The sequence below is a fragment of the Lysobacter sp. HA18 genome (assembly GCF_054057595.1).
Genome location: NZ_JBSRZL010000001.1, coordinates 549551 through 563523 on the forward strand (window position 1 = coordinate 549551; position 13973 = coordinate 563523).

Genomic DNA, 13973 nt, shown 5'->3' on the forward strand with positions numbered 1-13973 from the left:
TCGCGGAATGCGGGTCAGAACTTGCCGTAATAGCCTTCCTTCAGCGCATCGAACAGGTTGGCGGCGGTGTGCTTCTCGCCGTCGTATTCGATCTCCTCGTTGCCGCGCACTTCCACCACCGAACCGTCTTCCAGCTCGAAGCGGTAGGTGGTGTTTTCCAGGTCCTTTTCCTTGACCAGCACGCCCTGGAAGGCGGCCGGGTTGAAGCGGAACGTGGTGCAGCCCTTCAGGCCCTGCTGGTGGGCGTAGCGGTAGATGTCCTTGAAATCCTCGTACGGGTAATCCGTCGGGACGTTCGCGGTCTTGGAGATCGAGCTGTCCACCCACTTCTGCGCGGCGGCCTGCACGTCGACGTGCTCCTTCGGCGAGATGTCGTCGGCCGAGATGAAGTAGTCGGGCAGGGCGGCTTCGGGGTCTTCGGCGAACGGCATCGCCTTGTCGTTGATCAGCTCGCGGTAGGCGAGCAGCTCGAACGACCAGACGTCGACCTTTTCCTTCGACTTCTTGCCTTCGCGGATCACGTTGCGGCTGTAGTGGTGCGCGAACGACGGCTCGATGCCGTTCGACGCGTTGTTCGCCAGCGACAGCGAGATGGTGCCGGTGGGCGCGATCGAGCTGTGGTGGGTGAAGCGCGCACCGGTTTCGGCCAGCGCTTCGACCAGCTCCGGAGCGGCCTCGGCCACGCGCTGCATGTAGCGCGAGTACTTGGCGTGCAGCACCTTGCCGGTGATCGAATCGCCGACCTTGAAGCCGTCCTTCGCCATTTCCGGGCGCTTGCGCAGCATCTCGGCGGTGACCGCGAAGCTCTCGTCCATGATCGGGGCCGGGCCCTTCTCCTTGGCGAGTTCGAGGCCCATTTCCCAGCCGGCGACGGCCATTTCGCGCGCGATCTGCTCGGTGAATTCGCACGACTCCTTCGAGCCGTACTTCATCCGCAGCATGGTGACCGTGCTGCCGAGGCCGAGGAACCCCATGCCGTGGCGACGCTTGCGCATGATCTCGTCGCGCTGCTGCTGCAGCGGCAAGCCATTCACTTCGACCACGTTGTCGAGCATGCGGGTGAACACGCGCACGACTTCGCGGTATTCGTCCCAGTCGAACGTGGCCTGGTCGGTGAATGCGTTGCGCACGAACTTGGTGAGGTTCACCGAGCCCAGCAGGCAGGCGCCGTACGGCGGCAGCGGCTGCTCACCGCACGGGTTGGTCGCGCGAATGGTTTCGCACCACCAGTTGTTGTTCATCTCGTTGACGCGGTCGATCAGGATGAAACCCGGCTCGGCGTAGTCGTACGTCGAGACCATGATCATGTCCCACAGGTGCCGCGCACGGATGTGGCCGTAGATGCGGCAGGCGACCAGGCCGTCGTCGCGCGTGACGTAGTTGCGGTGCGTCGGCCACTCGCGCCAGACCACCTGCTCTTCGTTCGTCAGGTCGAGGCGTCGTTCTGTTCCTTGACGTGCACCGGGAACACCAGCGGCCACTCGGCGTCGTGCTCGACCGCTTCCATGAAGCCGTCGGTGATCAGCAGCGAGAGGTTGAACTGGCGCAGGCGGCCGTCTTCGCGCTTGGCGCGGATGAAGTCGCGCACGTCGGGATGGCTGACGTCGAACGTGCCCATCTGCGCGCCGCGGCGGCCGCCAGCGGATGACACGGTGAAACACATCTTGTCGTAGATATCCATGAAGGACATCGGGCCCGACGTGTACGCGCCGGCGCCGGCAACGAACGCACCCTTCGGGCGCAGCGTCGAGAACTCGTAGCCGATGCCGCAGCCGGCCTTCAGCGTCAGGCCCGCTTCGTGGACCTTCTCGAGGATGCCGTCCATCGAGTCTTCGATCGTGCCCGACACGGTGCAGTTGATCGTCGACGTGGCGGGCTTGTGCTCCAGCGCGCCGGCGTTGGAGGTGATGCGGCCGGCGGGGATCGCACCGCGGCGCAGCGCCCACAGGAAACGCTCGTTCCAGTACTTCTGCTTCTCGCCGGTCGGCTCGGCCTCCGCCAGCGCCTTGGCGACGCGCTGGTAGGTGCCGTCGATGTCGGCGTCGATCGGCGCGCCGGTCTTGGCCTTGAGCCGGTACTTCTTGTCCCAGATGTCCAGCGAGGCCGGTTGAAGCGGGATGTCCCCATCGGATTTCGGGGTCTTGGCCATGCCAACTACCTCCAGGCGCACCGTGCTCATTCCTGCGTCATCTCCGGTCAAGGCCGCGCCGAGGCGGCCGAATAATCTGGGCTCGACCGCCGTCTTCGCGCCGGTCGTAATTGGGGTTGTGTTCCACGGGGCGACAGTCCGTCGAAGCGGCCGTGAAACCACTCGAAAGGGCGTCGGGATCTGTGGGCCGGAGCCTCCGCTCCGACGCCTGCTACCTCAACCTATTCCCCGTCGAGCCGTCGTGAACCACTAAGTCTTGTGGTCCGCGCGAAGACGTCACGCTACGCTCACGGCCCCGCACACGTCAACGACTTGACGACATTCACATGTCACTTTTCGCGACGTTTCCATGCTGCGATGCGGCGGCCCGACGAGCGGTGGCGGGAACTGCGCCAAGCGGCAGCGGTCGGTGATGCACTTGAATCGAATCCGCGGCGCCGCGACATCCGTCACGCGACCGCCGCCCTGCCTGACGAGGACCGTGATGGCTTCCCCCCGCAGCACCTTGCTCACCCTGTCCCTCGCCGCCGCGTTCGGCGGTTTCGTCGCCACCGCATGCCGCGAGGCGATCGACCACGAAGCGCAGGCCGCGCCCGCGCTCGCCATTCCCACCGCAGCCGCGCTTCCGGCCGCGGTCGGCTCGACGCCGATGCCTTCGCTCGCGCCGATGCTGGCGCGCGTCACGCCCGCGGTGGTGAGCGTGCATTCCAAGCAACGCGTGCGCGTCAGCCCGTTCAACGACCCGGTATTCGCGCAGATGTTTCCGGGGCTCACCCAGGAGCGCATCAGCGAATCGCTGGGTTCGGGCGTGATCGTCGACGCCGCGCGCGGGCTGATCCTCACCAACCACCACGTGATCGAAGGCGCGGAGCAGGTGTCGATCACGCTCGCCGACGGACGCACGCTGCCTGCCGAATTCCTCGGCAGCGACCCGGACACCGACATCGCGGTGATGAAGGTCAAGGCGACCAACCTGCAGGCGATCAACTTCGCCAATTCGGATCAGTTGCGCGTCGGTGATTTCGTCGTCGCGGTTGGCAACCCGTTCGGCATCGGCCAGACGGTGACCAGCGGCATCGTGTCCGCGGTCGGCCGCAGCGGCCTGCCGGGCCTGGGCTACCAGAACTTCATCCAGACCGATGCGTCGATCAATCCGGGCAATTCCGGCGGCGCGCTGGTGAACCTCAACGGCGAGCTGGTCGGCATCAATACCGCGAGCTTCAATCCGCGCGGCGCGATCGCCGGCAACATCGGCCTGGGCTTCGCGATTCCGGCGAATCTCGCGCACAGCATCGCCGAGCAATTGCTCACGAACAAAGTCATCCGGCGCGGCACGTTCGGGCTGGAAACGCAGGACCTCACCGACCAGATCGCACGCGGGCTCGGCATCAATGCCGACGGCGGCGCGGTGGTGACGCGCGTGTTCGCGGGCTCCGCCGCGGCGCAGGCGGGACTTCGCGCGGGCGACGTCATCACCACCGCGAACGGCCAGCGCATCACCGGTCGCGATGCGCTGCGTAACTTCGAAGGCCTGCAGAGCCTGACCAGCCGCGTGACGCTGCAGGTGCTGCGCGCAGGCAAGCCGGTGCAGGTGCAGATCGGCCTGCAGGAACAACCGCGCGCGGTGCCCGGCGCGGACATCGATCCGCGCCTCGCCGGCGCTTCGTTCGCGGAATTGCCGGCCACTTTGCGCAATGCGGGGGTTTCGGGCGTGCTGGTCGAATCCGTCGCACGCGGCTCGCGCGCAGCGCAGAATGGCCTGCAAACCGGGGATGTAGTGCTCGCATCGTCCACCGGTTCCTTCGACGATCTACCGGCCTTCCGCGCCGGCTTCACGCAGCGACCGGCAGATTTGGCGCTGCGAGTGCTGCGCGGCAATCAGCAGGGCGTCCTGCCCATGCGGTGACCCGCCCGATTTCCACGGATCCCAGGAGACAGCGTCAATGGCCACCAACAACAACGGTTCGTCGAGCGAAGTGGCGACGACCGGTACCTTCCGCTCCAACATCGGCGAAGCCGGCACCAGCCTGAAGCAGGCGGCGGTCGACACCGGTGATGCACTCAAGAACGCGGCCGTCGCGGCCGGAGAGGAACTGCGCGTGGGCAAGGCCAACCTCAAGGCGGATCTCGCCGACACCGCCCTCGCGGGCATCGCTGCCGCAGAAGTCGCCGGTGGCGCCGCGCGCGAGCAGATGGACCAGTTGATGGACAAGGGCCGCGACCTCGTCGACAGCGCTGCGGAACTGATCCGCGAACGTCCGCTGGCGAGCTTCGGCGTCGCCTTCGCTGCGGGCTGGCTGATCGCGAAGCTGGCGCGCGGCGGCGGCAACGACCGCTGAGTCGAGCCGTGACCGGCGCGGAAAGCGCAAACGATACGCAGCGCCCGCATCCCAAGGATCCGGGCGTTTCGCATGACGGCGCCTCGTTGCCGCCGGATCTCGAGGAATCGCTGCGACAGGTGATGGCTGCCGGCCGGTCGAGCATGACCGCAGCGAACGATGCGTCCAAAGCCTTCCGCGCGCTGATCGCTGCGGACATCTCGCTGGCGCGCAGCGCGGCGGGTCGGTCGATGGCGTTCGTCGGCCTCGCTATCGCGTTCGGCGCGAGCGCGTGGCTGCTATTGATGGCCGGCACGATCACGATGATGGTCGGCCGCGCCGGCATGTCGTGGACCACCGCCTCGCTGGTCTGCGCGGCGGTGAGCATCGTCGCCTGCGCGCTCGCGTCGTGGCTGGCGATGCGCTACTTCGAACACACGCGCATGCAGGCCTCGCGTCGTCAGCTCGCGCGTCTGGGCTTCGGCGAGCTCGCCGACTTCACGCCGACGCCGGGTTCCGCGCGTTCGGCGAAGGACGTCGCCGATGCGAATCTCGAAACCGCGTCGGGCGAGCCGGTCAAGGACAAGGTCGGCGTGCCCGTCACGCCGCCCTGAGAGACGAGTCCATGGGCACGTCATTCAAGCAGCTCATCGAGAAGGTCGAGAGCGCCGAACTCGCGCTAGAAGCGCGGGAGCGCCAGGTCGCGGCCGACTGGCGCCAGCTCAAGTCGTCATGGAAGTCGGGATGGACGCCGGGGCGCATCGTGCTCGCGGGCCTGGTGTCTGGCTTCGTCGTCGGCCGCATCGAGCCGGCGAAAAGTGTCGCCAAGGGCAGTTCCATCATGCAGATGATCACCGCGCTGTCCGGCCTCTTCGCCAGCGCGACCGCCCAGCACGCGGCCACCCACATGGACAACGTCGCCGACGATGTCGGTGACGTGGCCGACACCGTGCAGGCCGCGGTTCCCGACGCCGTGCCCCTCGGCACCTGACGAATGACGAGCACGACCCCGCAGCACACCGTGGTTGAACCGGGCGATCCGATCGCCCCACCGCCCGACGACTTGACACACGCCATGCATGCGCGGCCGCGCGCGTCGCTGCCGATTGTCGTGCTCGCCGTGCTCGCCGCCGGATTCACGATGTGGGCCGCGCAGGGCCTGATCCTGCCGGTGCTGCTCGCGATGTTCTTCGCGCTGGTCGGCAATCCGATCATCCGCGTGCTCAAGCGCATCTACGTGCCGCGTTTTCTCAGCGCGTTGCTGGTGATCACGCTGGGCTTCGCGGGTGCGGTGGTACTGGTCGAACAACTGGTGCAACCGGCGACGCAATGGGTACACGACGCGCCCAGCGGCATCCGCTCGCTCGCACCGAAAGTGCGCGAGCTGATCAAGCCCGTGCACGAAGCGAACCAGGCCGCGCAACGCATCGCACGCGCAGCCACGGCGGGCGCCGGCGGCGAAACGCGCAACGTGCAGGTGGTGCGCACCGAAGCCAGCGATCCGTATCGCTGGCTGATGAGCACGCCGAAGATCGTGAGTTCGTTGCTCGCGGTCGTGCTGCTCACGTTCTTCTTCATGGTCTACGGCGAGAACCTGCAGCAGCACGCGCTCGCGCTGTTGCCGACACGGCAGCAGCAACGCATCACCGTCGAGATCCTGTCGTCGATCGAACGCGAGATCTCGCGTTACGTGTTGACGATCAGCGTCATCAACTTCGTGGTCGGCGTGGTGATCGCGGGCGCGCTCAACTGGATGGGCGTGCCGCCACAGGAAGCATTGCTGTGGGGCACGATGGCATTCCTGCTGAACTTCGCGCCCTATGTCGGCCCGCTGATCGGCATCCTGACGCTGCTGCTCATGGGCTTCCTGCGCTTCGAAGGCTGGATGGCGCTGGCACCCGCAGGCGTCTACCTGCTCGTGCACACGCTCGAAGGCCAGCTGCTCACGCCCATCCTGCTCGGACGCAGCATGCGTCTGTCGCCGCTCATCCTCATCCTCGCGCTGATGGTGTTCGGCTGGGTGTGGAGCATGATCGGCCTGCTGCTCGCGGTGCCGCTGCTCGTGTGCGTCAAGCTCGTGCTGTCGCGCATCGAGGGTATGGAAGGCTGGGCGCGACTCCTGGAGTAAGGCTCAGCGTGCGAACGGCGACGGCCCGTAGAAGCGCGCGAGATGATCGGCCACCGCGGGATACGCGCGACGCAAAACGTCCGGCGCGCTGAAGTGGTATTCGCTGACGACCGCGAAGAATTCGTCCGGCGCTTCCGCGGCGTATTCGTCGATCGGCGCGCGTCGGCCGCGCTCGAGCCACGCGGTCAGTGCATCGAACGCCTGCTGGAAATCGCGACTCCACTGCGCATGCCAGTCGGATGGCAACGGCGGCGTGCCGTCGAGTTCGCCGTCGAGCAGATCGATCTTGTGCGCGATCTCGTGCACCGCAACGCAGAAGCCTTCGTTCGGTGATGCGCAGTCTGCCTGCACGTCGGCCCACGACAGGATCAGTGGGCCGGCTTCCCAGGCTTCGCCGATCAGCTCGTCCTCGCCTTCGTGCAGCACCCCGGCGGCGTCGACATGACTTCGATTCACGCGGAACGCGTCGGGATAGACGATCAGTTGGGACCAGCCACGCAGGCCGGCGACGCCGATCTCGAGCACGGGCAGGCAACACGCGGCGGCGAGCAATGCGCGGTCGCGATCGTCGAGTTCGAGATCGCCCACTGGCGTGATCGCGCGATTGCGCAGGAACCACGCGGCAAGGCACGACAGGCGCTCGCGACGCGGTGCATCGAGCGCAGCCGCCCACGGCAGATGCGCGACGACATGGGCGTCGAGTTCGTCGGGAAGCGGAGTGTCGGGTCGATCAGGCCGCGCGAGGCGACGAAGCCAGCCGATCACGCGTCAGCGGAACATGCCCGGCAGGAAGCTGTGCCAGCGCGCGCGCGGTGCGTTGCCGACATCGCCGTGCACGCTCGGGCGCACATGCGACTGCGGCGGCGCGACGTCGCGGATCGGTGCGGCGGGCTTGCGGGGCTCGGCCTTGGCGGCCGGCATGGTGTCGCTGGCTGCACCGCTGTCCGGGCTGCTCAGGCGCACTTCGCGCGCCGCGACATCGGCGCAGGCGAGAAGCAACAGCAGGCACAGGACGGTACGGTGCATGGACAACCCCCGGTCCGGCCGTGTGCCGGAACCCCGTGAGAATAACGCGAATCCCCGGGCCGGGCCCTGCCGGACGTCGGCACCCGTTCAGGGCCGCCATAATGGCTCGATGCCCCCCGCCAGCCCCGACCGAACGCCCCGACCGATGGACGACCGCGCCCTGCTGCGGGCGCTGGCCGGTGGCCCGGTCTCGGGCGATGCGCTGGCCCGCACCGCCGGCACGACCCGCGCCGCGGTGTGGAAACGCATCGAAGCCCTTCGCGAAGCCGGCGTGCCGGTCGAGGCGGCCGCGGGCAAGGGTTACCGGCTGGCGATGCCGCTGGACCTGCTCGACGCCGACGCGATCCGCGCCGCCCTGCCGCCTGACGTCGCTGCCGGGCTCACCAGGCTCGACGTCGCTTGGTCGATCGATTCCACCAATACCGCACTGCTGCGTGAGCCGGCGCCCGCACACGGCGCGCGCGTGCTGTTCGCCGAGCGCCAGACCGGCGGACGCGGGCGACGCGGGCGCACGTGGCAGTCGCCGCTGGGCGCAAGCCTGCTCGTGTCCGTCTCGCGTGCGTTCGATGGCGGGCTCGCGCGCCTGGGCGGACTGAGCCTGGTCGCGGGCATCGCGACCGCATCCGCGTTGCGTGCGGCGAGTTTCGAAGCCGTCGGCCTCAAGTGGCCGAACGACGTTGTGGTCGAAGAGGGCGGCACACTGCGCAAGCTCGGCGGCCTTCTGGTCGAAGGCGGCGGCGAGCACGGCGGCCCGGCGCGCGCGGTGATCGGCATCGGCCTCAACGTGCGCCTACCGGACACCGCGGCCGCTGCGATCGACCAGCCTTGGATCGACGTCGCGACGCTCGGCGATGCGCCCTCGCGCAACGCGCTGGCGTCGATGCTGCTCGCGCATCTGCTGCCGGCGCTCGATGCGTTCGATCGCGACGGCTTCGCACCGTTCGCCGCGCGCTGGAACGAGTTCGACGTGCTGCGCGATCGCGACGTCGTGCTGCATCTGCCGGACCGCACCGAACCCGCGCGTGTACTCGGCCTCGCCGACGATGGGGCGCTGCGCGTGCGTACCGACGGCGGCGAACGCAGCGTGCATGCCGGCGAAGTCAGCCTGCGGGTCGCCGCATGACGGCGTGGCTGTTCGATCTGGGCAATACGCGGCTCAAGTGCGCGCCGCTTGTCGACGGCGTGGTCGGCGATGTCCACGCAGTGCCGCATGCCGCGGGCGGGCTCGCGGCTGCGCTCGATGCGGTGTTGCCGTCGCGCTTCGACGTCGCGTATGTCGCGAGCGTCGCCGGTGAAGCCTTGCGAGTCGAATTGCTGGACGCGCTGGTCACGCGCTGCTCCCGCATCGAACTCGCACGGACGCAGTCGCAGTTTGCCGGGCTCCGCATCGCATATCCGGTGCCCGCGCGCCTCGGTGTCGATCGCTTCCTCGCCATGCTCGGCGCACGACGCCACATCACCGGCGCGTCGCTGGTCTGCGGCGTCGGCACCGCGCTCACGATCGATCTCGTAGACGCCGATGGCCAGCATCGCGGCGGCCGCATCGCGCCGTCGCCCGAACTCATGCGCGAGGCGCTGCACCAGCGCGCATCGCAACTGCCGGTGGCCGGCGGTGACTGGGTCGAGTGGGCGGACGACACCACGGACGCGCTCGCGTCCGGCTGCAACGGCGCCGCGCTCGCGCTGATCCGCGATGCCCACGACTCCGCGACGGCCATGCTCGGCGCCGAACCGACCCTGCTACTGCACGGCGGTGGCGCCCAAGCACTGCACGAGCGGCTGCCGGGCGCGCGATTCGCGCCCGCGCTGGTGCTCGACGGCCTCGCGTGCTGGGCCACGACGTGAGGGGCGTCACGTCGCGTCGCCACGTTATGCAAACCGCGCTCGATAGAATCGACCGATGCTGATGCGTGCGCTACTCGTGCTGTTGCTGGTGCTCAACGCGGGCGTCGCCGCGTGGTGGGCGCTGCACGCGCCTGCGACGGAGAGGTCGCTGCCCACGCTCCCGGGGGACGTGCCGACGCTGCAACTGGTCGGCGAGGCCGCCGCGCCGGTTCGCGTTGCCGGCACCGCGACGAACGTTCCGACCTCGCTGCACTGCTATCGCTACGGCCCGTTCTCGAACGCCGCGGCCTTCGCCGCGGCGCGCACCGCGATCGCGAACCAGGTGGCATGGACCGCGACCGCCGAGCAGATCGCCGGTACCCCGCGCGCCTGGCGCGTCGTCCTGCCGCAACCCGATCGCGCGACCGCGACCGCGACGGCCGCCCGCATCGGCGCCGCCGGTTTCAGCGATTTCCTGGTCATGCCGGAGACGGGCGCGGACCCGAACAGCATCGCGCTCGGCCGCTACCGGAACGAGGCATCGGCGCGCGAACGTGTAGCGACACTGGCCAAGGCGGGTTTCCCCGCGCAGGCCGAACCGGTCGGCGCACGCGTGGTGCAATGGCTCGACGTCGCCGCACCCCCGACGTTTGCGGCGCGTTCGACGACGCTGGGCCTCGACGGTGCGCCCATCGATTGCGCCGGAGTCGTCCGCGACGGGCGCTACACTATCCCCGGGCCGGCTTAGCTCAGTCGGTAGAGCAACTGATTTGTAATCAGTAGGTCGTCGGTTCGATTCCGACAGCCGGCACCATCTCGCCCACACACGCGCCCGGTCGGGTCCAGCCCGACGGACGAAGTGCGCGCGGTGTTGTACCGTGGCCCCGTCGCGGCCGGGGGGCATCGCGAGGGAGGACACCCGTGTCCGCACGGGCTGCATCGCGCTGGGAAGCACTCGAACTGCGCACGACGCTTCCTCAGGTGGTCGTCGGCTCGGTGCTGTTCGCGTTCGCCGCGATGCTCGCACTCGCGCTCGGACGCGTGACCGGCGGCACCGCTTCGTTGTGGATCGCGAACGCGCTGGTGGTCGGTTACACGGTGCGTCGCTCGGACGCGCGCGTCGCGCCCATGGTCGCGATCACGTTCGTCGGCACGCTGCTGTCGGCAGGTTTCCCGTGGCAGTACTGGCAGGCGGTGATCGCCGCTGGTATCGCCAATGCGATCGAAGTCGGCATCGTGCTGGCGGTGTTCCGCCGTATGCGCCTGGGCTTGGATGACAAACCCGACGGCGCACGCGTGCTCACCGGTCTCGCGATTGCCGTTGCTCTCGCACCGGCGGTCGGCGCGTTGCTGGGCGCGTCGGTGCCGGGCCCGACGACATCGTGGAGCGAGCTGTTCCTGCGCTGGTTCTTCGCCGACGCGTTCGGCATGTTCGTGGTGCTGCCGTTCGCATGGTCGTATTCGCATGCCGAGCGACGCGAGCTGACGCAAGGCCTTCGCGGCGCGGAACTCGCGGCCTGCATCGTTGCGGCGGCCGCGGTGTCGTTCGTCGCGGTTACGCAGCTGCGCCATCCCTACGCGATCATCGCGCTGCCGTTGCTTGCGGTGGCCACGCGCGGCGTACTCGCCACCGCGATCTGCAACGTCGTGGTGATCGCGACGGTGGTGACGGTGACTTCGCTGCAGCAGCACGGCGACCTCGCGTCGCCGGCCTCCGCGGGCGATCCTGCGCTTCAGTTCGCCTGGTTCCAGGCCTGTGTCAGCGCGATCGGCCCGTTGTTCGTCGCCGTGCTCACCGCCGATCGCGATCGTGAACGCGCGCGCGCGGCGCAGACCGCAGAACGCCTGCAGGTGATCGCCGACAACCTGCCCGCATACGTTGCCGAACTCGGGCCCGACCTGCGCTATCGCTTCGCCAACCAGAAGTACTTCACCTGGCAGGGCAAGACGCCTGCAACGCTGATCGGCAAGACGCCGGCCGATGCGTTGGGCGAAGCGGCGGCGCGCGGCGTGCTTCCGTACATGGAGCGCGTGCTTGCCGGCGAGCCGCAGCGCTTCGAGTTCGAACTCGCGGGGCAACGCCTCGACGTCTTCTACGAACCGCTGCCGCATTCCGGCGGTTTCGTGCTGCTGGCGCACGACGTGACCTGGCGCTACGAAGCCGAACGTCGCTTCCGTCATCTGCTTGAATCCGCGCCCGATGCGATGGTGTTGTTCGACCCCGCGACGCGGCACATCCTGCTGGTCAATCACCAGGCCGAGCTCATGTTCGGCCGTCCGCGTGCGGACCTGCTCGATCATCGCGTCGCCGAGTTCGTCGAAGGCTTCGACCGTCTCGATACCGATGCGATCCGCGGCCACCTCGACGCACGCGCATCGCGTACGCAGGGCGATGTTCTCGAGTTGCAGGCCTTTGACGCGAGCGGCGCGCAATTCCCGGTGGAAGTCGTGCTGAGTGAGCTGCGCGCCGGCGACAGCGTGCAACTGGTCGCTGCGATCCGCGACGTTTCGGCGCGTCGCCGCACCGAGCGCGCGCTACACGAAGAGCGCGAACGCGCGCAGGTCACGCTCAATTCGATCGGCGACGCGGTGGTGACCTACGACATCGCGCGCACGGTTACCTCGCTCAATCCGATTGCCGAAGCGATGACGGGGCTCGCGCGCGAACGTGCGATCGGACAGCCGCTGCACGAGATCGTTCGACTGCATCACGCGGATGGCCGGCCCGAATCGCGCGAAGGCGCCGCGCTGCTGCATCGGCACGACGGCCAGGAACTGCACGTCGAATACGCGCATTCGCCGATCAGCGATGGCGAGGGACGCGTCGTTGGCGGCGTGACCGTATTGCGCGATGTCAGCGAAGTGCGCGCGATGGCCGAGCGCATGTCGCACCTCGCGCAGCACGACTACCTCACCGGCCTGCCAAACCGCGTGCTGCTGCAGGATCGCCTGTCGCAGGCGATCCACCAGATCGGCCACGGTGCCCACGGTGCGGTGCTGTTCGTCGACCTCGACTTCTTCAAGACCATCAACGATTCGCTTGGACACCAGGCCGGCGATCGCGTGCTGCAGGAAGTCGCGCGTCGCCTCGCGGGCGTCGTCGATACCGAAGACACGGTGAGCCGTCAGGGTGGCGACGAGTTCGTGCTGCTGCTCACGCGACTGTCGGATCCGAGCGACGCCGCGCGCGTCGCCGAACGACTGATCGCCGCGATCGAAGCGCCGATCGATATCGACGGCCGCGCGCTGCATGTATCGGCGAGCGTCGGCATCGCCCTGTTCCCGGAAGACGGGCAGGACATCCGCGCGCTGACCAAGCAGGCCGACACCGCGCTTTATCACGCCAAACAGAGCGGGCGCGGGCGTTACAGCTACTTCACCGCGGTGATGAGCGAACGCGCCGACCAGCGACTGCGCATGGAAAGCGAACTGCGCACGGCCGTCAGCGACGACCAGCTGTTCCTCGTCTACCAGCCGAAGATCCGCCTGCCGGGTCGCACGATCTCCGGCATGGAAGCACTGGTGCGCTGGCGACATCGCGATGGCCATGTCGTGCCGCCCGGCGATTTCATTCCGGTCGCGGAAGAAACCGGGCTGATCGTGTCGATCGACGAATGGGTGCTGCGCGAAGCCTGCCGACAGAACCGCGCATGGATCGATGCCGGCCTGCCGGAATTGCCGGTCGCGGTGAACCTGTCGCTCGCGCGCTTCGATCCCGAGCGCATCGTCGGCGGCATCGCGCGTGCGTTGAGCGACAGCGGGCTCGCGCCGTGGCTGCTTGAGGTTGAGCTCACCGAAAGCCAGATGCTCGACCACAGCGAGCGTGCGTCGCAACTCATCCAGGGCATCCGCAAGCTGGGCGTACGCGTGTCGGTCGACGATTTCGGTACCGGATATTCGAGCCTCGGCTATCTCACGCGGCATCGCTTCGACACCATCAAGATCGACCGCTCCTTCGTGCAGGGCCTGCCGGGCGAGGCCGGGCAGAAGGCGGTGGTCGAAGCGATTCTCGGCATGGCGCGTGCGCTGGATTACCGCGTCGTCGGCGAAGGTGTAGAGACCGACGAGCAGGCGAACGCGCTGCTCGCACTCGGCTGCCACGAGATGCAGGGCTTCCTGCTCGGTCGACCGATTCCGACGAGCGATATGGAGCAGCGCCTGCGTACCGGCCCGATCGCGCCGCTTTCGCCGTCGCCTCACCCGGAGCGCGTCACCCTCGCACCGTCCCGGTAACGAGGAGCACGACATGGCACGCAACTTCCCCGGCGGTGCGCCGGTCAGCGGCATCGGCCGCCAGAGTGGCGACGACCCGACCGCGCGCGGCGGTGACCGCATCGACACCCAGATCGACGATCGCCAGGCGATCGAAGGCCGCGAGGACGACGACCTCGCCGCAGGCAGCGAAGCCGAAGCGTGGCGACAGGGCGCGCGCAGCACGCCGTCTGCCGCCGACGTGCGCAGCGACGACCACGGCGTGCCGAACGGCGAGCCGCGCTGACGCAACGGAGCCCGCCGGGCCGGCCGATAC

12 protein-coding genes, 1 tRNA gene and 1 pseudogene are annotated in these 13973 nt (G+C 68.3%); 11 read left to right on the forward strand and 3 right to left on the reverse strand.

Annotation, left to right across the window (positions count from 1 at the left end; genetic code table 11):
- Positions 1–14: 14 nt before the first annotated feature.
- Positions 15–2179: pseudogene (locus tag ACVWWW_RS02745) on the reverse strand (adenosylcobalamin-dependent ribonucleoside-diphosphate reductase).
- A gap of 454 nt (positions 2180–2633) precedes the next feature.
- Here ACVWWW_RS02745 and ACVWWW_RS02750 point away from each other — a divergent pair.
- The 5 genes from ACVWWW_RS02750 to ACVWWW_RS02770 are packed head-to-tail and all read left to right on the forward strand — an operon-like array spanning position 2634 to position 6595.
- Entirely contained in the window at positions 2634–4055 is a 1422-nt protein-coding gene (locus tag ACVWWW_RS02750; RefSeq protein ID WP_036143485.1) for a trypsin-like peptidase domain-containing protein, read from the forward strand.
- 37 nt (positions 4056–4092) lie between these two features.
- Complete coding sequence (locus tag ACVWWW_RS02755) at positions 4093–4488, forward strand: hypothetical protein (RefSeq protein WP_051235578.1); 396 nt, start codon at positions 4093–4095, stop codon at positions 4486–4488.
- 8 nt (positions 4489–4496) lie between these two features.
- Entirely contained in the window at positions 4497–5081 is a 585-nt protein-coding gene (locus tag ACVWWW_RS02760) for a hypothetical protein (RefSeq protein ID WP_051235575.1), read from the forward strand.
- Between the two features lie 11 nt (positions 5082–5092).
- Complete coding sequence (locus ACVWWW_RS02765; protein WP_051235574.1) at positions 5093–5458, forward strand: hypothetical protein; 366 nt, start codon at positions 5093–5095, stop codon at positions 5456–5458.
- 3 nt (positions 5459–5461) lie between these two features.
- Positions 5462–6595, forward strand: a complete 1134-nt coding sequence (locus ACVWWW_RS02770; protein ID WP_036143267.1) for an AI-2E family transporter — start codon at positions 5462–5464, stop codon at positions 6593–6595.
- Between the two features lie 3 nt (positions 6596–6598).
- Here ACVWWW_RS02770 and ACVWWW_RS02775 read toward each other — a convergent pair whose 3' ends face one another.
- Positions 6599–7360 carry a M90 family metallopeptidase gene (locus ACVWWW_RS02775; RefSeq protein ID WP_456998626.1) on the reverse strand — a complete coding sequence of 254 codons (762 nt, stop codon included), beginning with the start codon at positions 7358–7360 and terminating at the stop codon, positions 6599–6601.
- A 3-nt stretch (positions 7361–7363) separates the two neighbouring features.
- On the reverse strand, positions 7364–7621 hold the full coding sequence (locus ACVWWW_RS02780) for a hypothetical protein (RefSeq protein ID WP_036143265.1): 258 nt from the start codon (positions 7619–7621) through the stop codon (positions 7364–7366).
- A 145-nt stretch (positions 7622–7766) separates the two neighbouring features.
- On the opposite strand from ACVWWW_RS02780, the gene birA reads away from it, so the two are divergent.
- The 6 genes from birA (at position 7767) to ACVWWW_RS02810 (ending at position 13943) form a co-directional block, all read left to right on the forward strand.
- Positions 7767–8744 (forward strand): bifunctional biotin--[acetyl-CoA-carboxylase] ligase/biotin operon repressor BirA, encoded by a 978-nt coding sequence (gene birA / locus ACVWWW_RS02785; protein WP_027083978.1) that lies wholly within the window; start codon positions 7767–7769, stop codon positions 8742–8744.
- Complete coding sequence (locus ACVWWW_RS02790) at positions 8741–9466, forward strand: type III pantothenate kinase (protein ID WP_027083977.1); 726 nt, start codon at positions 8741–8743, stop codon at positions 9464–9466. The genes birA and ACVWWW_RS02790 overlap by 4 nt, the downstream gene beginning before the upstream one ends.
- 55 nt (positions 9467–9521) lie before the next feature.
- On the forward strand, positions 9522–10193 hold the full coding sequence (locus tag ACVWWW_RS02795; RefSeq protein ID WP_027083976.1) for a hypothetical protein: 672 nt from the start codon (positions 9522–9524) through the stop codon (positions 10191–10193).
- A tRNA-Thr gene (locus ACVWWW_RS02800) sits at positions 10184–10259 on the forward strand. The genes ACVWWW_RS02795 and ACVWWW_RS02800 overlap by 10 nt, the downstream gene beginning before the upstream one ends.
- 107 nt (positions 10260–10366) lie before the next feature.
- Positions 10367–13678 carry an EAL domain-containing protein gene (locus ACVWWW_RS02805; RefSeq protein WP_051235572.1) on the forward strand — a complete coding sequence of 1104 codons (3312 nt, stop codon included), beginning with the start codon at positions 10367–10369 and terminating at the stop codon, positions 13676–13678.
- 13 nt (positions 13679–13691) lie between these two features.
- Entirely contained in the window at positions 13692–13943 is a 252-nt protein-coding gene (locus ACVWWW_RS02810) for a hypothetical protein (RefSeq protein ID WP_027083975.1), read from the forward strand.
- The last annotated feature ends 30 nt before the right edge of the window (positions 13944–13973 follow it).

What these genes read in the sequence shown, in the direction of transcription:
- ACVWWW_RS02750 (WP_036143485.1), top strand. Translation starts at nt 2,634, where the DNA reads ATGGCTTCCCCCCGCAGCACCTTGCTCACCCTGTCCCTCGCCGCCGCG.
- ACVWWW_RS02755 (WP_051235578.1), top strand. Translation starts at nt 4,093, where the DNA reads ATGGCCACCAACAACAACGGTTCGTCGAGCGAAGTGGCGACGACCGGT.
- ACVWWW_RS02765 (WP_051235574.1), top strand. Translation starts at nt 5,093, where the DNA reads ATGGGCACGTCATTCAAGCAGCTCATCGAGAAGGTCGAGAGCGCCGAA.
- ACVWWW_RS02770 (WP_036143267.1), top strand. Translation starts at nt 5,462, where the DNA reads ATGACGAGCACGACCCCGCAGCACACCGTGGTTGAACCGGGCGATCCG.
- ACVWWW_RS02780 (WP_036143265.1), bottom strand. Translation starts at nt 7,621, where the DNA reads ATGCACCGTACCGTCCTGTGCCTGCTGTTGCTTCTCGCCTGCGCCGAT.
- birA (WP_027083978.1), top strand. Translation starts at nt 7,767, where the DNA reads ATGGACGACCGCGCCCTGCTGCGGGCGCTGGCCGGTGGCCCGGTCTCG.
- ACVWWW_RS02790 (WP_027083977.1), top strand. Translation starts at nt 8,741, where the DNA reads ATGACGGCGTGGCTGTTCGATCTGGGCAATACGCGGCTCAAGTGCGCG.
- ACVWWW_RS02795 (WP_027083976.1), top strand. Translation starts at nt 9,522, where the DNA reads ATGCTGATGCGTGCGCTACTCGTGCTGTTGCTGGTGCTCAACGCGGGC.
- ACVWWW_RS02810 (WP_027083975.1), top strand. Translation starts at nt 13,692, where the DNA reads ATGGCACGCAACTTCCCCGGCGGTGCGCCGGTCAGCGGCATCGGCCGC.